This is a genomic window from Streptomyces subrutilus, from assembly GCF_008704535.1.
GTDB lineage: Bacteria > Actinomycetota > Actinomycetes > Streptomycetales > Streptomycetaceae > Streptomyces > Streptomyces subrutilus.
Genome location: NZ_CP023701.1, coordinates 546,164 through 565,539, shown reverse-complemented (window position 1 = coordinate 565,539; position 19,376 = coordinate 546,164). Strand labels below are relative to the sequence as shown.

Here is a 19,376-nt window from a genome sequence, read left to right as displayed (position 1 = left end):
CGCACACCCCCCATGCGCCGTCAAGGGCCGTCCGCCGCCCGGATGCAACTGCCGTTCGCGCGCCGGTCCGGACCGACACCCACCTGGGCGTTCGCAGTCGCGATCACTGTTGACGAACCGTCAATTCCATTGCGGCTGGCTGCATATCAACGACAACCGGGGGAGCGGGCCGAGGCGGTCGCCGAGGGGGCCGCGGAGGGTTTCGGCGAGGCCGTCGGCGTACGCGAGCGGCCGGCCGCGCGTCGCTGCGGGAAGCCGCCTCGCCGCCCCCGCGGGCTCGATGTCCGCACCGTTCGGGACGCCCATGCCACCGATCCGCCCCGAGGCGCCGATCCCCACGAGCCGGCCGGCCGGCCCTCCTGTCGGCCGACCCCCAGCCGGTCGGCCCTCCGCCCGGTCCGGGCGCGCCGCGCCGCAGCGCGAGGCGCGCACCTCCGCGGAAACCTGTTGTCCGACCCCGGCCGCCACTGCTACGTTTCCGGAGGCCGTGCGAGAGAACGAGGAGGTGGTACCCGTGAACGCAGTATCGACATGGGTGCTCTCCTCCGGGGTCACGGTCGGGCGGTAGGTCGTCCGGGAGCGCCGTTCAAGAACACTCCCGAAAGGCACGACCGTGCACTTCACTTCCGAACAGCGTCTCGACGAAGGCGTCCACGAACGCCGGTTCACGCTCGGTGAGATCCCCGGCATCCTGTGGACCCCCGCGTCCGCATCGGGGCCGGCGCCGCTGATCCTCATCGGCCACCCCCCGCTCGGACTGCGCACGATGTACCCCCGGCTGGCGGGGCGGGCCCGGTACTACGCGTCGCAGTACGGCTTCGCAGCGGCCACCATCGAGCTCCCCGGAAGCGGCGACCGGCCCCGTTGGCCCGCCGCCGAGCAGGCCCGCGCCGACCTGCGCCGCGCGATGGAGGCCGGCGAACCGGTCGGCGACGAGATCGTCGCCGCCCTCGTCCTCCCGCTGGTCGACAGGGCCGTCCCGGAATGGCAGAGCGCCCTGGACGCCCTCCTGACGCTGCCCGAGATCGGCGGCCCGGTCGGGTACGAAGGGGGAGTGATCTCCATCGGCGTCCGCCTCGCGGTGGTCGAGCCCCGCATCGCGGCCGCCGGCTTCTTCGCCGGGAGCCTCGTACCGGCCGCCGTGTTCGAGGAGGCCCGCCAGGTCACCATTCCGCTGCACGTCCTGCTCCAGTGGGACGACGAGCGCAACGACCGGCAGGCGTCCCTGGACCTGTTCGACGCCTTCGGCTCCCAGGAGAAGACCCTGCACGCCAATCTCGGCGGCCACACCGGCGTGCCGCAGTTCGAGCTCGAAACCGGCGCCCGCTTCTTCGCCCGGCACCTGCGCTAGGCCGCAGCTTCGACTGCGTACCGGACCGGCGATGACCGGTGGGCGCAGCCGATCGGGCCGCCGCTCATCGAGGCCAGGTTCCGGCCCACCTCGATGAGCGGCGCGCCCGACGGATGGCTCACGCCGGCAGGTCGAGGAGGGCCTCGCCGCGGAGCGTGAGGTGGAGCCGGACCTGGCGGCCCCGTCGGCGGCGTGTGAGGAGGCCCGCGGACTCCAGGAAGGCGCAGTGGTAGGTGGCGGTGCCGGAACTGCACGAGAGCGCCGTGGCGATCTCGGCCATGGTCGGTGTGAGAACCGTCAGGCGCAGGATGGTGGCGCGGGCGTGCCCGAGGAGGACGGTCAGGGGATCGCCGGCGGGCCGGGGCGGGGCGCCGGCCAGGGCCAGGGCCAGCCCGGGGGCCGGGTAGGCGAGGGTCGCGCCGTCGGGGCCGCCGGGACTGATCGCGTGGGTGTCGCTGCCGCAGGCGAGGGGAGTGAGCACGAGCCGCCGGTACGGCTGCCGGACACGTGCCTGGGCCGTGTGCAGGGGCGGGCAGTACAGCGTGTCGCCGCTCACGCGCCAGCACGGGTTGGCGAGTGCGGCGAGGACGACGTCGAGCGAGCCGGTCACCGCCGCGGTGCCGATGCGTTCGGTCTCGCGCCACAGCAGGGGCTGCGCCCGTTGCCATACGGCCGTGTACGCGGACCAGATGGCGGAGAAGACGCGGGCGAAGGCGGCGACGTAGGGGGCGGGGCGGTCGATGAGACGGGACCACGGGGCGGTAGGGGCGCGGTGGGTCGTCCCGGTCCACCGCAGTGCCTGCTCGCTCACCTCCGCGAGGTCCTGTTCCCTCAGCTGCTCCAGGCCGCTCGGTACGTCGGGTCCGGCGAGCGGCACGAGGCACTCGGGAAGCCCGTACGGCCGCAACAGGGTCTCCAGGCGGCCGATGTCCCCGGCCGGGACCGCCGAGCGGACCGCCGCGCGCAGAGCGGACGGAACTCCTTGACCCGACATGCCGAGCAGATCGAGGAGCAGGCAGAACAGGGCGGTACCCGGATGGTGGACCACCGATACCCGGAGGGAGTCGTGTGGTGCGAGCGCGACTGCGGCGGACGGCTGGAGCACGCGTTCTCCTGACTGCATCCGTGGGCGGTGCCGGCCAGGATCGCACGCCCGCGGAGGGCGGTACAGCGGTACTTAGCGGTAAGGGGGTACGGCGGTACGGCGGTTGCGCGGGTGAGGTCGTGCCTTCGCCTCGTGGGTGGATGGTTCGAGGATCTTCAAGAAGATGGCCGCGGCTTCGCGCACCTGCTGGGATGCCTCCGGGGACACCGCGTTCGCGGCAAGGGCAGAGGTCCCGCGTCCCGCTACTCGAAGGAGCATCATGTCCGTTGTGCGCAGGGCACTGACCGTCGTGGCCTTGGGGGCTGTTCTCTCACTCGGTCTGGGAGGCACCAGTCACGCCAGCGACCAGTGCGAATGGTGGTTCGACGGAGCACCTGCCTTCTACTGCCAGCAGATCTGACGGACCCCTGCCCGGCCCCGCCCCGTGCCCCGTGCGGGGGTGGGGCCCGCAGCACCACACCACCCGGTCCCCTGCCTGCGACCATGGTTCCCACCCGTCCTCGCGGACACGTGTGAGGCAGGTCACCGGAACCGGGCGCCCCCGGTGGACAAGGCAGTTCGTGGACTACTCATTGCACGCCCGGATACGCGCGGGGGACCCCGAAGCGTTCAGGGAACTCTTCCGCGACCATGCCCCCCTGGTCCACCGGCACGCCGTCCGCGTGACCGGTGACCGGGCCCTCGCCGAGGACATCGTCTCGCTCACCTATCTGGAGGCCTGGCGGCTGCGGGACCGGCTCCTCGACCACGAGGCCGGCCCGCGCCCCTGGCTCATGGGCATCGCCGTCAACGTGCTGCGCAACACCACGCGCGCCGCGCGCCGCCACCAGGCGGCCCTCGGGCGCCTGCCCGCCCGCGACACCGTCCCGGACTTCGCCGACGAACTCGTCGGACGCATGGCCGACGCCGACCAGCTCGCCGCCGCCCACCGGGCGCTGAAGAAGCTGCGCCGCACCGAGCGCGAGGTGTTCACCCTGTGCGTCTGGTCCGGACTGGGGTACGCGGAGGCCGCCGCGGCGCTGGGCGTTCCCGTCGGCACCGTGCGCTCGCGCCTCTCCCGCGCCCGCGCGCGACTGCGCAAACTCGCCGAGCAGGAACTGAAGAAGAACCGGGAACCGCTTCCGCGTCCCGGACAAGTACAGGGCGGCCGCACTTCCGCGGCCCGGTCGTACGAGTCGCACGAGGAGACGTACGGATGACCCGCAAGTTCTGGAAGCGGACCGAGCCCGTGGACCACACCGCGTGGGACCGCACCGAGCCGGATCACGCGGAGCCGGACCACGCGGAGCTCGCCCGGCTGCTGCCGGGCCCGTCGGTCCCTCCGATGCCGCTCGACCGCCAGCTGCTGTTCGAGGAGCACCTGTTGAACGAGATCCGCACCCCCGCACCGGCTCACGAGCCCACGGCGCGGCCGGTCCGGCGCGCCCTGTTGATCGCGGTCCCGGTCACCGCCGTCGCGCTCGCCGCCGTCTTCACCGTCGGCGTGCTGACCAGCGGTGGCACGGACGGGCGTACGGGCGCCGACGCCGTCGCAGCGCCCGTCGTCGCGGTCGAGGAGGGCAGTGCGATCCAGCTCGTCGCGACCGTCCAGCGGATCGCCGACGCCGCGAGCGCGCAGCAGGTTCCGGAGCCGAAGCCCGGCCAGTACATCTACATCAACAGCAAGGTGTCCTTCCTGTCCTCCTCGCACAACTTCGACACCAACGAGTCCAGGACGTGGGTGCAGCCGCTGCACCAGCGCGAGATCTGGAAGTCCCCCGACGCCAGCAGGGGCTGGCTCGACGAGCCCGGCTACCAGCCCAAGGGCGGCATCGGCCTCGGCAGCGACAACCCCCACTCCAAGCCCCGGAACGGCAAGGACATCGAGGGCGAGGCCGCCCCCCTGTCGTACGTGTGGCTGAAGGCCCAGCCGGCTGACCCGCAGGCGCTGCTGAAGACGATCTACGCGTCCGCCAACGGCCCGCGCGACCGGGACCAGCAGGCGTTCGAGAGGGTCAAGGAGATCATCAACGAGCAGCTCGTGCCGGCCCCGACCGCGGCCGCGCTCTACCGCGCCGCCGCGAAGATCCCCGGCGTGGTCGTCGTCCAGAACTCGCAGGACGCGGTCGGCCGCACCGGCCTCGCGCTGGCCCGCCTGGACGACAGGACCGGCGAGCGCACCGAGTTGGTCTTCGACCGTACGACCTTCGCCTACCTGGGCAGCCGCGCCGTCCAGGTCAGGGAGTACGACGGGGTGAAGTCCGGCACGGTCGTCGAGCGCACCGCCGTCCTGGAGCGGGGGGTCGTCGACGCGCAGAAGATGCGCCCGGGGTCGGGCGGAACCGCCTGAGGGCGGCCCGCGGCGACAGCGGCGGCCGGGCAACGGTGACCGGGTAACGGCGGCCGGGCAGCGGCGGTCGGGCAGCGGCGGTCGGGCAACAGTGGTCCGGCACCGGCGCGGCGCGTTGCGCCGGTGCGGTGGCCTCAGCGCACCGTCGTCGGGAGGAGGGTTTCGAGGCCGGCGCACAGCAGTCGCACGCTGCGGGTGAACTTCTCGTCCTCCGTGAGGGCGCCGGCCTCGGCGACGGTCAGGGGGAAGCTCTCCCGCAGCGCGGCCGCGTCCTCGGCGGTGACGGCCCGGGTGGGCGACTGCGTCTGTTCCTGCAGCACGAAGCCCGTGACGTGGCTGAGCAGGGTGTCCGCGCCGACCGCGCGGTGCTCGACGGGGATCCCGGCTTCGCGCAGGGTCTCCAACAGGCGTTCCATCAAGGACATCGCGCCGGGGCTGAGCACCTTGGGACTGTCGGCGAGCATGATCGCGCCGCCGGGATGGCGGCGGATGCTGTGGCGCAGCGGCAGGAGCTGGGCTTCGATCCGCTGCCGCCAGTGCGCCCCGGGGGGCAGCGCGGCGAGGGCGGCGGTGCCCGCGTCGTAGGCCTGCCGGGCGACGCGGTCCGCCATGAGCCGGACCAGGGCGCTCTTGTTGGGGACGTGGTAGTACAGGCTCCCGGCCTGGGCGTCGAGACGCTGCGCCACCCGCCGCATGGACAGCCCGTGGTAGCCGGATTCGGCGAACACGGCCATGCCGGCGTCGATGATCTTCTCCGCTGTCAGCTTCACGGGGGAGAGCCTACCCGGTTTTCTAACACTGTTTGAAATTGGCCCGTCGTGCGGCTACGGTCGTTCCTGCCGGAAGCGGCGAAGACCGAAGGGGGGGCGGTGGCGATGGGTGCACTGGTGTTCAACGTGACCACGGCGGCACTGATGGTTCTGATGTTCAAGGGGGGACAGGCCCTGTCGGGGGAGGGCGCGCTGCGCGGGCGGCGCGTCCCGTGGACGGCGGTGGTGCTGACCGGGCTCGCACTGGCCGGGGTGGCGCTCCAACTGTGCTGGGCCGGCGCGATGGACGCCCTGGACGGCGATCCGTCCCGGTCCGGCTGGTGGCGGGTGGTCACCTCGGTGTTCGTGCAGAACGGCGGAGTGTTCGGTGGGGCCTGGAACATCGCCACGCTCGCGGTCGTCGCCGCCCTGGCCGACTGGTTCTGGGGGACCCCGATCGCGCTGGGCCTGTTCCTCTGCGGCATCCTCCTGCCCGAGCACATCGACGCCCTGGTCGGCGCGGGCGGACACCACAGCACCGACCCCCGCAACTTCGCCGGCAGTTCGGGCGCCACCTACTTCCTCGGTGCGACCCTGGCCGCGGCCCTGCTCGTGCGCGTCGTCCGGGCCGGTCGGGGCGGGGCGCGGAGCACGGAGGGCCTGTTGGCCGCGGGGGTTCCCGTGCTGGGGCTGGCCATGTGGTGCGCGCAGTCCAACGGCCACGGGCTGGTGGCCGTGTACGGCTTCCTCCTGGGCGCCTTCACCTGCCTCGTCGCCCGGCCTTCCGTACCGTGCCCCGCTCCGGCCGGCGCTCCTTCCGGAGGCGGCCCGGCGGGGTCCGTGCCGTAGCGGGCCCGCTCGGGCGGGGGCGCGTGCCGGGCGGCGTCAGGGGTCAGCGGTCACCCGGCCGGGGCGGCGGCGGGGGGTGCTGTCCGGGCCGGGCGGTGGGATCGGCCGCCGGTTCGGGGTGGTTGGGGCGTGCGTGGCGGGTGCGGAGGGGGTGCAGGGGGCCCGGGAAGGAGACGGGGGCCGAGGGGGCGGCTTCGGCGGGTCCGGTGGACGGGATGGTTCCGGGCGGGGGCGCGGAGGTGTGCTCCGCTGCGCCGGCGGTCGGGTCCCGGTACGGGGGGTACTGCGGGGCGGGGTCGGGTGCGGGCGTCACGTAGGGGGGCCACGCGTCGAAGGGCTGCGGCGCCCGCGCGGCTCCGCCGAGCCGCGGCGGGGCGCCCGTCCGGGCGGCGGCCGGGTGGGGGTCGAAGCGGAGGCCCGCGTGACGGGGGCCGGGCGCCGCGTCGGGGGTGCCGGGGAGCCCGTCCGGTTCGGCCGGGGTGACCTCCGGATCGTCCTCGGCGCCGCCGCCGAGGTGGTTGAGGGCGTAGTTCAACAGGACCGCGACGAGGCATCCGGCGGTGATGCCCGAGCCGAGGACGGTGGCCACGGGGGCGGGCAGGCGGGCGTAGAAGCCGGCGTCGGCGATGGGGAACAGGCCGACGGCGAGGGCGACCGAGACGATCAGGCTGTTGTGGCCGGAGCCGAGGGCGGCCTTGGCCAGGGTGCGGATGCCCGCGACGGCGACCGAGCCGAAGAAGACCACTCCGGCGCCGCCGAGGACGGGCAGCGGGACCAGGGCGACGAGGGAGCCGAGGACGGGCACCAGCCCCATGAGCACCAGGATCGCGCCGCACAGGGTGATCACGTAGCGGCTGCGGATGCGGCTGAGGGCGACCAGGCCGACGTTCTGGGCGTAGACGGTGCTGGTGAACGCGCCGAAGACGCCGCCGAGTACGGTCGCCAGCCCCTGGGCGCGCAGGCTTCCGGTGATGGTGCGGTCCTGGGCGGGGCGGCCGGTGACCGCGCTGAGCGCCAGCAGCGAGGCGGTGGACTCCATCATGGAGACGACCATCACGACCACGGCGGTGGCGATCACGGAGGGCACGAAAGCGGGGGCGCCGAAGGCGAACGGTTCGGGCAGGGCCAGCAGCGGGGCCCGGCCGAGGGAGGCGAGGTCGACCTTCCCGAGGGGGACGGCGATCAGCGTGCCCGCGAGGATGCCCAGCAGGATCGCGACCCGGCCGAGGAAGCGGCCGGCGAGCACGCGGTGGATGACCAGGGTGATCGCGAGGGTGGCGGCTGCCAGGGCGAGGTTGGAGGACGAGCCGAAGTCGGGGGCCGCCACGTCGCCGCCGCGGGCCCAGGTGCCGGCGACGGGCAGCAGGGACAGGCCGACGAGGGTGATGACGCAGCCGCTGACGACGGGCGGGAAGAACCTGACGAGCCCTCGGAAGGCGGGGGCGAGCAGCAGGCAGACGACGCCGGCGACGAGGGTGGCGCCGAAGATGGCGGGCAGGGCGTTCCGTTCCTCTGCCGCGACGGTGGCCAGGGCGGGGGAGACGACGGCGAAGGAGACGCCGTTGGTCAGGGGCAGGCGGGCGCCGATGCCGAACAGTCCGTAGGTCTGGGCGATGGTGCCCAGACCGGCGACCAGCAGCGCGGCGGCGAGCAGCGTGGAGAGTTGGGCGGTCGTCAGGCCGAGGGCGCTGCCGATGATCAGGGGCGGGGCGGTGAGGCCGGCGTACATGCTGGCCACGTGCTGGAGTGCGGCGGGCACCAGGCGGCGGACGGGAAGGAGTTCGTCGACCGGGTGCGCGGGCGCACCCGGCGTTCGGGCTGAGGCGCGGGACGGCAATCTGGGTCCTTGGGACACCGCCCACCGGTACGGCGTGACCGGGGGCGTGCGGATGGAGCGAGGACGAAGACGGGGGACGGCCCGTCCGGGCGGGGAAGGCGGTGGCGCTGCGGGGGTGGGCAGAGGGATCCACCGTCAGATTTCGCATAACGGAAACAAACTTCCGTTGTGGACGAGACGGGACTCTAGGTAGGCGTCAGGCCACTCGTCAATAGCCCCAAGCGGGGCAGTGGCAGGGAGAAGAAGTTTGGAGAAACACCCGAAAGTGTCCCCCTGGCGGATCCTCCCAACAGGGCTCTTCTCCCGATGAATTGGCAGGTCACCTGGGTTCCCGTGGCCGTTCGCGGCCGAACGGTCCGCCACGGCCGGCGCCGGACGGCCGGCTCACGCCCGCGGCCCTCGTCCGAACCGGCGACTCCCGGCCCCTTGGCTGGATCCCGATCGGTGCCTACGGTGTGCCGCTATGCCCCCCGCTGACGATCCCTCCCTTCTGCCCCCCTTCGATCCCGCGCGCGCCGTCGCCGCACGGGAGCAGCTCGGCCTCACCCTCGGCCAGGTCGCCTGGGCCGTCGCCGCCTACCGCGGGGAGCCCCTGCATCCCGCGGTGCTCCAGGAGTGGGAAGCGGGTACGGCCGTGCCCGACGGCGGCCAGGTCAAGGCGCTGGCCGCCGCCCTGTGGTGTTCCCCCGTCGCACTGGTCGGCGAGCCGGCCACGCTCGCCCAGTGCCGCACCGTGGCCGGGCTCTCACCGGGCGAGACCGCGGCCGAACTGGGCATGACCCGCAGTCGGTGGGAGGAGGCCGAGCGGCGCAACCGCTGGCAGGGCACCGAAGCCCAGACCGGCGCCCTGCTGCGCGTCCTGCGCCCGCCGCCGGCCTGCTTCGTCGCCGCCTGCGGCAGGACCGCACAGCTCAGGGCCCTGCTCCGGGAGGCCGTCACCAGCTGGTGGCCCCACTACGTCACCTCGGTCACGCGCGTCGTGCCGCTGGACCCGGGGGCCGTCCGGGGCGCGCTCGAACAGCTCTATCTGGCCTACCAACGGCTGGAGAACGCGGGCGGCGCGTCACCGCGGGCCGCGGCCGCTGCCGAAGCACGCGCCGCCGCCTTCCTGGACCACATCGACCTGTACCTCTGGCAGGAGCTCCGATCCCCGAGCGGCCCCACCCCGCCCGGACCGGGCGGCGCCACCCCTTGACACGCGCCGCCCGGCCGTGAACAACTAGGCCGACTCCGCCGGACGGAGTGCCGCTCACCCGCCGTGTGGACACGCGCGGGACGGCTGCCCGCACGACGCGCAGGAACCTCCGGGGACACAATCCTCCGCCTCCTGCCGCTCTCCCAGGGCCTGCTCCCCCCGCTCTCCGGCGCCCCCCCGCACAGCCACCGGACCGTCACCGGGCTCCCACCGCGCTGCCGCACATCCGTGCCACACCGCCCACCGCCGAGCCGGCCCCACCGGGCCCGCTCCACCGACCGCTGCCCGCGCACCCGAATCCGCGCCGCAGCCAGGAGGTACGACGTCATGTCGGAGAATCCCCCCGCCGCCACACCGGACACGCCCGAGACCGGTACCGGCACCCGTCCCGACCCGGCGGCCGAGGCCGCCGGCCCCCACCCCGTCGACCAGATGCTGCCTCCGCTGAAGCTCCTCGGCGCCGGGCTGCAACACGTCGCCGCCATGTACGCGGGCGTCGTCGCGCCACCGCTCGTCGTCGGCATCGGAGTGGGCCTGTCCACCCCGGAGATCGCGTTCCTCATGAGCGCGAGCCTGTTCACCTCCGGCATCGCCACACTGCTCCAGACCCTCGGCTTCTGGAAGGTCGGAGCCCGCCTGCCCTTCGTCAACGGCGTCTCCTTCGCCGGAGTCGCCCCGATGCTCGCCATCGCCAAGGCCGAGTCCCCCGAGGACGCCCTGCCCGTCATCTACGGCGCGGTGATCGTCGCAGGCGTCTTCGGCTTCCTCCTGGCGCCGTACTTCTGCAAACTCATCCGGTTCTTCCCCCCGGTCGTCACCGGCACCGTCATCACCCTCATCGGCGTCTCCCTGCTCCCCGTCGCCTTCAACTGGGCCCAGGGCGGCAACCGGCAGGCCCCCGACTACGGCAGCCTCACCTCCATAGGCCTGGCCTCGGCCACCCTGCTCGTGACCGTGGTCCTGCGCCGGCTGCTGCGCGGGTTCCTCAAGCAGATCTCCATCCTCCTCGGGCTCGTCGCCGGCACGCTGATCGCGCTGGTCCTCGGCGTCGCCGACTTCAGCGGCGTCTCCGACGCCGACCTCATCGGCTTCCCCACCCCGTTCCACTTCGGCGCCCCGCAGTTCGCCGCCGCCGCGATCGTGTCCATGTGCATCGTCATGCTCGTGTCGATGACCGAATCCACCGCGGACGTCCTCGCGCTCGGCGAGATCGTCGAGCGTCCCGCCGACGAGAAGACCCTGGCCGCGGCCCTGCGCGCCGACGGCCTCGGCACCGCGATCAGCCCCCTGTTCAACGGGTTCGCCGCCAGCGCCTTCGCCCAGAACGTCGGCCTGGTCGCCATCACCAAGGTCCGCAGCCGCTTCGTCGTCGCGGCCGCCGGTGTGATCCTCATCCTGCTCGGGCTCTGCCCGGTCCTGGCGTCCGTCGTCGCCCTCATCCCGCAGCCCGTCCTCGGCGGCGTCGGCATCGTGCTGTTCGGCACCGTCGCGGCCAGCGGCATCCAGACCCTCACCGGCGCGGCACTCGAACGCGGCGACAACGTCCTCATCGTCGCCATCTCCCTGGGCGCGGGCATCATCCCCATCGCCGCCCCCGGCTTCTACCACGCCTTCCCGGAGAGCGCCCGCATCGTCCTCGACTCCGGCATCAGCACCGGCTGCGCCGTCGCCGTCCTGCTCAACCTCGCCTTCAACCACCTCGGCGCCGAACCCGCCGACGCACCCGAACTCGCCCCGGACACACCCGCCCACCACTGACACCGGCCCTCTCACCAGGGGCCACCGCGCCGGTCGCGCACCGTCGCAGAAGCGAAGGCCACCCCTCGGTCGTCGAGGGGTGGCCTTCCGTGGGGTGAACGGGCGGTTCAGCCGAAGCGTTCGATGCGGATGCGCTCCACGGGCTGGCCGAGGTCGACGAGCATCCGGGAGGCGTGCTCGGCGAAGGCGTTGGACCCGCAGACGTACGCCTCCCACGCGGGCGCTCCGACGCCGAAGCACGGCGCGAGGTGGTCGGGTGCCAGGCGCCGGCGTTCTCCCTCGCGGGTGAGGACCGGCGTCGTCTCCTCTCCGTACGCTCCGGCGTAGATCAGGTCCTCGCGGGTGCGCGCGGACACGAAGAGCCGCAGCGGGACGGCGAGCCGGTGCGAGCGGTGGTGACGGACCATCGACATCAGCGGAACGACCCCCGAGCCCGCGCCCAGCAGCAGCGCCGGCCGGTCGCCCGGCCAGGCGAAGAAGCCGCTGAGCGGGCCGCGCACCTCGACCGCGTCACCGACGCGGGCGACCGTGTGCAGATGCCCGGAGACCTCCCCGCCCTCGGCGTGGGCGAGGGTGAGCTCGATGTGCCCGGAGTCGTCCGGCGGGGACGCCAGCGAGTAGTGGCGCTGGGCCGTGTAACCGTCCGCGGCGGTGAGCCGCAGCATCAGGTGCTGGCCGGCCAGATGGCCCTGCCAGCCCGGCACCGCGAAGCGGAACGTGGACACCGTAGGGGTCTCGCGGCGGACCTCGGTGAGCACGGCGCGCTGCCAGACGGCCGCGGCCCGGTTGCTCACGGCGATGCGGCCCGGCACGGCGAAGGCGGTCGGGGGGTCGAACGGTCCGGTCGCCCGGTCAGTCACCTGCATAGCGCTGTTCTTCCCAGGGGTTGCCTCGTGCGTGGTACCCGTTCTGCTCCCAGAAACCGGGCTCGTCGTGGTCGAGCAACCGCAGGCCCGTGAGCCACTTGGCGCTCTTCCAGAAGTAGAGGTGCGGCACCAGCAGCCTCGCCGGGCCGCCGTGTTCGGACGGCAGCGGCGCGTCCTCGTGACGGAACGCGACCCAGGCCCGGCCGCCCGTGACGTCGGCGAGCGGCAGGTTCGTGGTGTATCCCGTGTACGAATAGGCGACCACGTGGGTGGCCGAGGGGTCCGGACGCACCGCGTCGAGGAACACGTCGAGCGAGACCCCGCCGAAGCGCATCCCGAACTTCGACCACGTCGTGACGCAGTGGATGTCGCCCTCGTAGGCGGAGGCCGGCAGCGCCTGGGCCTCGTCCCACGTCCACGTGCGCGGTTCGGCGACCAGCCCGTCGACCCGGAACGTCCAGTCGCCCGTGGACAGCGCCGGGGTCACCTCCGCCGAGAGCACCGGCCAGTCGTCGCGCGCGTCGTACTGGCCCGGCGGCAGCCCGGGGTCGTGCACGCGGGGGCGGCCGACGAAACCGCGCGTGGCCTGCGGGCCGGTCATGTGAGCGCCTCCAGGTCGGCGAGGACGGCACGCTCGTCGAGCGTGGTGAGCACGCGGTCCCGCATCAGCACCCTGCCGTCGACCACGGTGTCCCGCACGTCGGAGGCCTGGGCGGCGTACGCCAGCATGGACCAGGGGTCGTGCCGCGGGGTGAGGTGCGGACGGTTCGCGTCGAGGACGATCAGGTCGGCCCGCTTCCCGGTCTCCAGGGAACCCAGCCGATCGCCGAGCCCGAGGGCCCGCGCCCCTTCGACGGTGGCCATCCGTACGGCCTGCTCGGCTCCGACCGCGGTCGGGTCGCCGGCCGCCTTGTGGATCAGCGCGGCCTGCCGGACGGCGGCGAGGAGGTCGAGGGAGTTGGAGCTCACGGGGCCGTCCGTACCGAGGGAGACGGTCACCCCGGCCTCCAGGAGCCGGGGCACGGGGGCGATGCCGCAGCCCAGCTTGAGGTTGGACACCGGGCAGTGCGCGACCGCCGTCCCCGCCCGGGCCAGCGCCGTGATCTCGGCACCGGTCAGCTCGACGGCGTGGGCGAGGAGCACGTCGTCCCCCAACAGCCCCAGGGAGGAGAGGAGGTCGACGGGGCGCCTGCCGTGGAGCTCCTCGACGGTGGCGACTTCGGCCGCGTTCTCCGCGGCGTGGACGTGGATCAGCGCACCGAACTCCCGGGCGAGCGCGAAGATCTCGACGAGCTGCTCGGGGGAGAGGGTGTAGGCCGAGTGGGCGAAGACCACGGGACGGGTCCCGGGGAGCCGCGCCCGCTGCGCGCGTGCCCGCAGGTCACGGCGGGCCCACGCGAGACGGGTCGGGTACGCGCGGCCGTCGGGCGGCTCCGGTACGTCCATGAACGTGGGGCCCGTGTGCAGGCGCCAGTCCGCCGAACGGGCCGCCTCCTCGGCGGCCTCGTGGAACCAGTACATGTCGAGCGCCGACGTCACCCCCGCCCGTACGCTCTCCGCGACGGCCACGCGGACGGCCGCGGCCACGGTGCGCGGGTCGAGCAGGCGGGCCTCCTCCGGGATGACGCGGTCCAGGAACTCCTGGAGCGTCACGTCGTCGGCGATGCCGCGCAGCAGGGTCATCGCGAGGTGGGTGTGCGTGTTGACGAGGCCGGGCAGCACGAGACAGCCGCGCGCGTCCAGTTCGTCGGCGGCGGCGTGCCGGGCGCGCAACTGCGCGGCCGGCCCGACCGCGACGATCGCACCGTCCCGGACGGCGACCGCTCCGTCCGGGACCACGGTCGACGCGGCGTCGATGGTGAGCACGGTGCCGCCGTGGACCAGCAGGTCGACGGGGTCGCTCATCGTGCCTCGTCCCCCGCCCGGGACGCGTCCTCGGACAGGATGCGCAGCGCGTCGAGGGCCACGACGCTGCCGCGGGCCACGCCCTCGGCCACGACGTCGCGGTGCGGGTTGTAGCCCCCGGTGCCCTCCGCGTCGACCAGCTCGTCGGCGTTGGCGCCGTCCACCACGAGGACGCCGCCCGCCACGAGTCCGCGCAGCGACGCGGTCACGAACAGGGCCGACAGCTCCATCTCGATCGCGGCGAGCTCCGCCCGGTCGTAGGCGGTCAGCGGGATCAGACCGGGCTGGAACGCCGCCCGCGTCCACACGATGCCGCGATGGTGCGGAGCGCCCGCCTCGCGGGCCGCCCGCGTCAGGGCGAGCACCGCCTCGGGCGCCGACACCGCCGGGTACTCGGCGGGCACCAGCTGCTGCGTCACCCCGTCGTCGCGGACCGCCGCCTCGGCGACGACCAGGTCGCCGTCGCCGATGCCGCGCCGCATCGCCCCGGCCGTCCCGAACCGGATCAGGGTGCGCACCCCGGCGTCCGCGAGCTCCTGGAAGAGCAGGATCGCGCCGGGGCCGCCGACGCCGTGCGAGGCGACGGTGACCGGCAGGCCGCGCCAGACGCCTCGGAACACCCGGTACTCGCGGTGCGAGGAGACCTCCTCGGCGTCGTCCAGCAGCCCGGCGACGGCGGCCGCGCGTGCGGGGTCTCCGACGACGACGGCGCGCGGCGGCAGACCCGTGCGCGGTACCCGGGTGATGGGCAGCAGGTCGGGTGCGGTGGTGCTCATGTGGTTGCTCCAGTGGTGCGTCGGCGCTTGGCCGTGGTGAGGAAGAGAGCGATCAGGGTGGCCAGGTACGGCGCCGCGTCCGTCGCCTGCTGCGGCAGGCCGATGCCCTGCAGACGGAACCCGGCGGCCTCCGCGAGTCCGAAGAGCAGCGCGGCGAGCAGCACGCCCCACGGCAGTGCCCGTCCCAGCATCACGGCGACGACCGCGATCCACCCGCGGCCCGCCGTCATGTTCTCCGAGAAGAGTGTCACGTTGCCCAGGGAGAGCTGCGCGCCGGCGAGACCGCACAGGACCCCGGAGGCGAGGACGGCGCCGTACTTGTACTTCGTCGGGCTCACGCCGAGCGTCGCGGCGCTCTCCGGCGCCTCCCCGACGCCGCGCAGCCGCAGGCCCCACGCGTGCCGGGACAGCAGCACGGCGGTCAGGGCGACGGCCGCCCACGACAGCCACGCGAGCGGCGAGAACCCGGCGACCTCGGACAGGCCCGCCAGGCCCGGGTCGTCGAAGGTGCCCTGGACGCCGAAGACCGTGCGCAGCAGGAAGCCCGTCAGGCCGACGGCGAGGAGGTTCATGGCGACACCGAGGACGACCGCATCGCCCTTCATGGTCACCGCGCCCACCGCCAGGACCAGCGCGTACGCACCGGCCGCCAGCGCCGCCGCGAGCACACCGAGCCACGGACTGCCGGTGAACCAGCTGGTGGCCACGGCGGTGAAGCATCCCATCAGCATCATGCCTTCGAGGCCGATGTTGAAGACGCCCGCCCGTTCGCACAGGGCGCCGCCCAGCGCGGCCAGCAGGATCGGCGTGAGCGCGCGCAGCGCGGACAGGACGAGATCGGAGTCGAGGAGCATCAGAGGGCCTCCGCCTTCTCGGTGGTGATCCGGCCGGTCGCGCCCCGGTCCGCGCCGCTCGGCGCGGAGGCGTCCCGCCGTCTTCCGGGCCGCCAGGTGATGCGCAGCCGCGCCGCGAGGAAGACGATCACGACCGCCTGCAGCACCTGCGCCAGCTCGCGCGGAACCTCGGTGGTCCGCTCCATGGCCAGCCCCCCGACCTGAAGGGCGGCGAAGAAGAACGACGCGAGCACCGTGCCCAGTGGCGCGGCGCCCGCGAGGAGCGCCGCCGTCAGCCCCGTCCAGGTGTAGCCGGGAGCGGTCAGCGCGCCGTCGAGGAACCGGAACGGGAAGCTCAGCACCCCTACGGCGCCGACGAGTCCGGCCATCGCACCCGAAACCGCCATCAGGCGCAGCGTCTGGGGCCCGCGCGCCACGCCCGCGGCGGCGGAGAAGCGGGGGTTGAGCCCGGTCATCCGCATCTCGTAGCCGACCGCCGTGCGGGTGTCGACGACGTGGTACGCCACGGCCGCGAGCGCCACGAGGACCAGACCCGCCGTGACCGTCGAGGCCCCGAACGCGGGCAGCTCGACGCCCTCGGGCAGCCGGCGGGTCTGCGGCAGGCTGGAGCCCGGCTCCTTCAGCGGATAGCGCACCAGATAGGAGGCGAGCGACGACGCCGGGTACGACAGGAGCAGACTGCTCACCAGCAACGGCACCCCGAACCGGATGTCGCACACCGCGGCGAGCGCCGCGTACAGGGCGCCCGCCGCCATCGCGGCCAGGAGCGCCAGCAGCGTGGTGAGGGCCGGGGGCAGCGGCGCGTACAGGCCGACCGCGGCGGCGGAGATGCCGCCGACGACCAGCTGGCCGTCACCGCCCAGGTTGACGAGCCCGGCGCGCAGCGGGATCGCCAGGGCCAGGGCCATGCCGAGCACGCTCGTGCCGGTCGTCAGGGTCGAGCCGATGCCGTCGGATCCGAGGGAACCGGTGAACACGGCGCCGTAGGCGGTCACCGGGTCGGCGCCGGTGCCGACCAGGAACAGCGCCCCGACGGCGACGGCCGCGGCGACGGAGAAGAACACGGGGGAGCGCAGCACGCGCCCCACGAGCGGTCGGGTGTTCGCCATGTCACACCTCCTTCGAGGGGGTCGGGCCGGGGACCGGGACGGGCACGGCGCCGGCCATCGCGAGACCGAGCGTGCGCTCGTCCGCCTCGCCCTTCGCGTACGAGGCCACGATCCGGCCCTCGTACATGACCAGGACCCGGTCGGCGAGCCCGCGGATCTCGCTCAGCTCGGCGGACACCATCAGGACGGCGTGGCCCGCGTCCCGGTAGGCGACGAGCTGGTCGTGGATGTTCTGGACGGCGCCGATGTCGACGCCGCGCGTGGGCTGCTCCACGAGCAGCAGCGCCGCGTCGTGCGCGAGCTCGCGTCCGATGAGGAGCTTCTGCAGGTTCCCGCCGGACAGCGAGCCCGCGGCGATGCGGTGCGAGGACGCCTTGACGCCGAACCGTCCGATGAGCTCGCGCGCGTGGGCGCGCACCGCCCTCGGCGGCAGGAACCCCCGGTGCGACAGCGAGGTGCGGTGGTGGCCCATGGCGAGGTTGTCGGCGACGGACGCGGCGGGTGCGGTACCCACGGCGTGCCGGTCCTCGGGGACGTGCGCGAGGCCCTCCCGGCGCCGGCGTGCCGTCGAGGCGTGCGTGATGTCCCGGCCGGACAGGGTGACCCGTCCGGCGGTGACGGGCCGCAGCCCGGCGAGCGCCTCGATCAGCTCGCTCTGGCCGTTGCCCGCGACGCCCGCGATGCCGACGATCTCGCCCGCCCGGACGCCGAGTTCCGCGCCCCGGACCCCGGCCGCCGACAGCCCCGACACCGACAGCACCTCGTCCCCCGCGGTGCCGGGCGGGTGCACCCGGTCCAGCTCGACCGCGCGGCCCGTCATCGCCCCGGCGATCGCGTCGGCCGACGTGTCGGCCGTGCGCAGCCGTGCGACGACGCGGCCGTCGCGCAGCACCGTCACGTTGTCGCAGCCCTCCATCACCTCGCGCAGCTTGTGGGTCACGAGGATCACGCAGTGCCCCTCGTCGGCGAGCCGCCGCAACACCGCGAACAGGGCGTCCGCCTCGGCCGGCGTCAGCACGGCCGTCGGCTCGTCGAGGACGAGGGTGCGGGCGCCGCGGTGCAGCAGCTTCAGGATCTCCACGCGCTGCCGCACCCCCACCGGCAGGTCCGCGACGCGTGCGTCGGGATCGACCGGCAGCCCGTGGGCCGCCGCGAGTTCGGTCACCCGCCGGCGTGCGGCCGCCCGGTCCACGAACCCGAAGCGGCGCGGCTCCGCCCGGTAGACGACGTTCTCGGCGACCGTCAGGGAGTTGAACAGCTTGAAGCTCTGGTGCACCATGCCGAGCCCGGCCGCCATCGCGTCACCGGGACTCGCGAAGGAGACCGGGCGGCCGTCGACCCGCACCGTGCCGGCGTCCGGGCGCAGCATTCCGTACAGGATCGACATGAGGGTCGACTTGCCCGCCCCGTTCTCGCCCATGAGGGCGTGGACCTCGCCGCGCCGCACCGTGAGGTCGACGCGGTCGTTGGCGAGGGTGCCGGGGAACGCCTTGGTGATGCCGCGCAGTTCGACCGCGATCGCGCCGGTGTCCGGTTCAGACGGCTGCGGGGTCATCGACCTTCAGCTTCCCGGACACGATCTCGTCGCGCAGCGCCGCGACCTGCTTCAGCACGTCCTCGTGTTCCGCGATCACGCACTGCGAGGCGGCCACGTCGTCCCCCAGGCCGGTCAGCGTGATGCCGCCCTCCTTCAGGCCGTACGACACGGTCTTGCCCGCGTCTCCGCCCAGGATGTGGGCGATGCCCTGCTCGACGGCGACGTCGGTGCGCTTGACCACGTTGTCGACGACCGTGCCGGGCGCGGCCGGGCACTGGTTGACGTCCACGCCGTACGCGAACGCGGCCTTCGCCTTGGCCGCTTCGAACACGCCGTAGTTGCCCGCGGCGGCCGCGGCCATGATGTGGTCGGTGCCGTCCGAGATCAGCGAGCCGGCCTGCTCCTTGGCGCGCGCCGAGTCGTCGAACGGGGACTGGCCGCCCACGAACCGGGTGGACGCCCGCACCTTCCCCGGGTCCTTCGCCGCGTGCTTCGCGCCCGCCGCGAACGGGTCGCTGTAGCGTCGGAACTGGGGCGTGTCCAGGACGTCGACGGCCCCGACCTTGCCGCTCCTGCTCAGCAGTCCGGCCTCGGCGCCGGCGAGGAACACTCCCTCGTGCTCGCGGAACACGGCGCAGCTCACGTTCGGGAACGTCTTCTGGGTGCACGCGTCCACCATCAGGAACTGCTGGTCGGGGTGGGCCTGGGCCTGCTGCGCCACCGCGTCCGCGAACTCGAAGCCGACCAGCACGACCACGTCGGGGCCCGCGTCCACGGCCGCCTTCAGGTTCTGCTGCTGCGAGGCCGCGTCCGAGCTCTGGAACACCTTCGGAGCGCTCCCGCCGTGTGCCTTGGCCGCCGCCTCCGCACCGGTCACCGCGAGCTTCAGGAACTCGTTCTGCCCGACCGGGTCCGGCGTGATCAGCGTGAAGGCCTTCGCGTCCTTCGGCGCCGAACCGCCCGCGCCGTCCGTCTTGGCGGCGGCGTTGCAGCCCGTGACCGCGAGGACGGCACCGGCCGCGAGGGCGGCGAACTGAAGCGAGCGGGATCTGCTGGGCATGGTGGAGCCTTCCGGAGGAAATGCGGGAGTTGCTTCGAGAGCAGGGGGGACGCGGGCGCGGTTCAGCCGCGACAGGCGTCGCTCGTACACCGGCCG

General features: G+C 73.7%; 17 protein-coding genes. 6 read left to right on the top strand and 11 right to left on the bottom strand.

All coding sequences use genetic code 11. From position 1 onward, the window contains the following. Positions 1–613 precede the first annotated feature (613 nt). Complete coding sequence (locus CP968_RS02420; RefSeq protein WP_150516400.1) at positions 614–1,351, top strand: dienelactone hydrolase family protein; 738 nt, start codon at positions 614–616, stop codon at positions 1,349–1,351. Positions 1,352–1,469: 118 nt separating this feature from the next. Here the strand turns inward: CP968_RS02420 and CP968_RS02415 are convergent, their stop codons facing one another. Further along, positions 1,470–2,456 carry a hypothetical protein gene (locus tag CP968_RS02415; RefSeq protein WP_150516399.1) on the bottom strand — a complete coding sequence of 329 codons (987 nt, stop codon included), beginning with the start codon at positions 2,454–2,456 and terminating at the stop codon, positions 1,470–1,472. Between the two features lie 560 nt (positions 2,457–3,016). Here CP968_RS02415 and CP968_RS02410 point away from each other — a divergent pair. Both CP968_RS02410 and CP968_RS02405 read left to right on the top strand, forming a co-directional pair. Continuing rightward, a complete protein-coding gene (locus CP968_RS02410) occupies positions 3,017–3,655 on the top strand; it encodes an RNA polymerase sigma factor (protein WP_150516398.1) in 639 nt (212 codons plus the stop codon). Further along, positions 3,652–4,785 (top strand): CU044_5270 family protein, encoded by a 1,134-nt coding sequence (locus tag CP968_RS02405; protein WP_189828799.1) that lies wholly within the window; start codon positions 3,652–3,654, stop codon positions 4,783–4,785. The genes CP968_RS02410 and CP968_RS02405 overlap by 4 nt, the downstream gene beginning before the upstream one ends. Before the next feature lie 134 nt (positions 4,786–4,919). Here the strand turns inward: CP968_RS02405 and CP968_RS02400 are convergent, their stop codons facing one another. Continuing rightward, positions 4,920–5,555, bottom strand: coding sequence for a TetR/AcrR family transcriptional regulator (locus tag CP968_RS02400; protein ID WP_150516397.1), 636 nt, complete (start codon positions 5,553–5,555; stop codon positions 4,920–4,922). A gap of 105 nt (positions 5,556–5,660) precedes the next feature. Here CP968_RS02400 and CP968_RS02395 point away from each other — a divergent pair, with 105 nt between their 5' ends. Beyond that, positions 5,661–6,383, top strand: a complete 723-nt coding sequence (locus CP968_RS02395; RefSeq protein ID WP_150516396.1) for a hypothetical protein — start codon at positions 5,661–5,663, stop codon at positions 6,381–6,383. 43 nt (positions 6,384–6,426) lie between these two features. On the opposite strand, the gene CP968_RS02390 is transcribed toward CP968_RS02395, so the two are convergent. Beyond that, positions 6,427–8,142 carry a nucleobase:cation symporter-2 family protein gene (locus tag CP968_RS02390; RefSeq protein ID WP_268253222.1) on the bottom strand — a complete coding sequence of 572 codons (1,716 nt, stop codon included), beginning with the start codon at positions 8,140–8,142 and terminating at the stop codon, positions 6,427–6,429. 541 nt (positions 8,143–8,683) lie between these two features. Here CP968_RS02390 and CP968_RS02385 point away from each other — a divergent pair. Continuing rightward, the gene (locus tag CP968_RS02385; RefSeq protein ID WP_150516395.1) at positions 8,684–9,415 is read left to right on the top strand and encodes a helix-turn-helix domain-containing protein; all 732 of its coding nucleotides are present in this window, start codon (positions 8,684–8,686) and stop codon (positions 9,413–9,415) included. A 327-nt stretch (positions 9,416–9,742) separates the two neighbouring features. Then, positions 9,743–11,173, top strand: a complete 1,431-nt coding sequence (locus tag CP968_RS02380; RefSeq protein WP_150516394.1) for a nucleobase:cation symporter-2 family protein — start codon at positions 9,743–9,745, stop codon at positions 11,171–11,173. A gap of 107 nt (positions 11,174–11,280) precedes the next feature. Here CP968_RS02380 and CP968_RS02375 read toward each other — a convergent pair whose 3' ends face one another. The 8 genes from CP968_RS02375 to CP968_RS02340 are packed head-to-tail and all read right to left on the bottom strand — an operon-like array spanning position 11,281 to position 19,280. Continuing rightward, the gene (locus CP968_RS02375; protein ID WP_150516393.1) at positions 11,281–12,039 is read right to left on the bottom strand and encodes a ferredoxin reductase; all 759 of its coding nucleotides are present in this window, start codon (positions 12,037–12,039) and stop codon (positions 11,281–11,283) included. Then, a complete protein-coding gene (locus tag CP968_RS02370; RefSeq protein WP_150516392.1) occupies positions 12,026–12,640 on the bottom strand; it encodes a sulfite oxidase-like oxidoreductase in 615 nt (204 codons plus the stop codon). Before CP968_RS02370 ends, CP968_RS02375 begins: the two co-directional genes overlap by 14 nt. Continuing rightward, positions 12,637–13,944 (bottom strand): amidohydrolase, encoded by a 1,308-nt coding sequence (locus tag CP968_RS02365; protein ID WP_150516391.1) that lies wholly within the window; start codon positions 13,942–13,944, stop codon positions 12,637–12,639. The genes CP968_RS02370 and CP968_RS02365 overlap by 4 nt, the downstream gene beginning before the upstream one ends. Continuing rightward, complete coding sequence (locus tag CP968_RS02360; RefSeq protein ID WP_150516390.1) at positions 13,941–14,720, bottom strand: nucleoside phosphorylase; 780 nt, start codon at positions 14,718–14,720, stop codon at positions 13,941–13,943. The genes CP968_RS02365 and CP968_RS02360 overlap by 4 nt, the downstream gene beginning before the upstream one ends. Further along, positions 14,717–15,574: an ABC transporter permease gene (locus tag CP968_RS02355; RefSeq protein ID WP_150516389.1), complete on the bottom strand. Its 858-nt coding sequence runs from the start codon at positions 15,572–15,574 to the stop codon at positions 14,717–14,719. Before CP968_RS02355 ends, CP968_RS02360 begins: the two co-directional genes overlap by 4 nt. After that, positions 15,574–16,683, bottom strand: coding sequence for an ABC transporter permease (locus CP968_RS02350; protein ID WP_150516388.1), 1,110 nt, complete (start codon positions 16,681–16,683; stop codon positions 15,574–15,576). Before CP968_RS02350 ends, CP968_RS02355 begins: the two co-directional genes overlap by 1 nt. Position 16,684: 1 nt before the next feature. Continuing rightward, on the bottom strand, positions 16,685–18,238 hold the full coding sequence (locus CP968_RS02345) for an ABC transporter ATP-binding protein (protein ID WP_150516387.1): 1,554 nt from the start codon (positions 18,236–18,238) through the stop codon (positions 16,685–16,687). Continuing rightward, a complete protein-coding gene (locus CP968_RS02340; protein WP_150516386.1) occupies positions 18,219–19,280 on the bottom strand; it encodes a BMP family ABC transporter substrate-binding protein in 1,062 nt (353 codons plus the stop codon). The genes CP968_RS02345 and CP968_RS02340 overlap by 20 nt, the downstream gene beginning before the upstream one ends. Positions 19,281–19,376 lie beyond the last annotated feature (96 nt).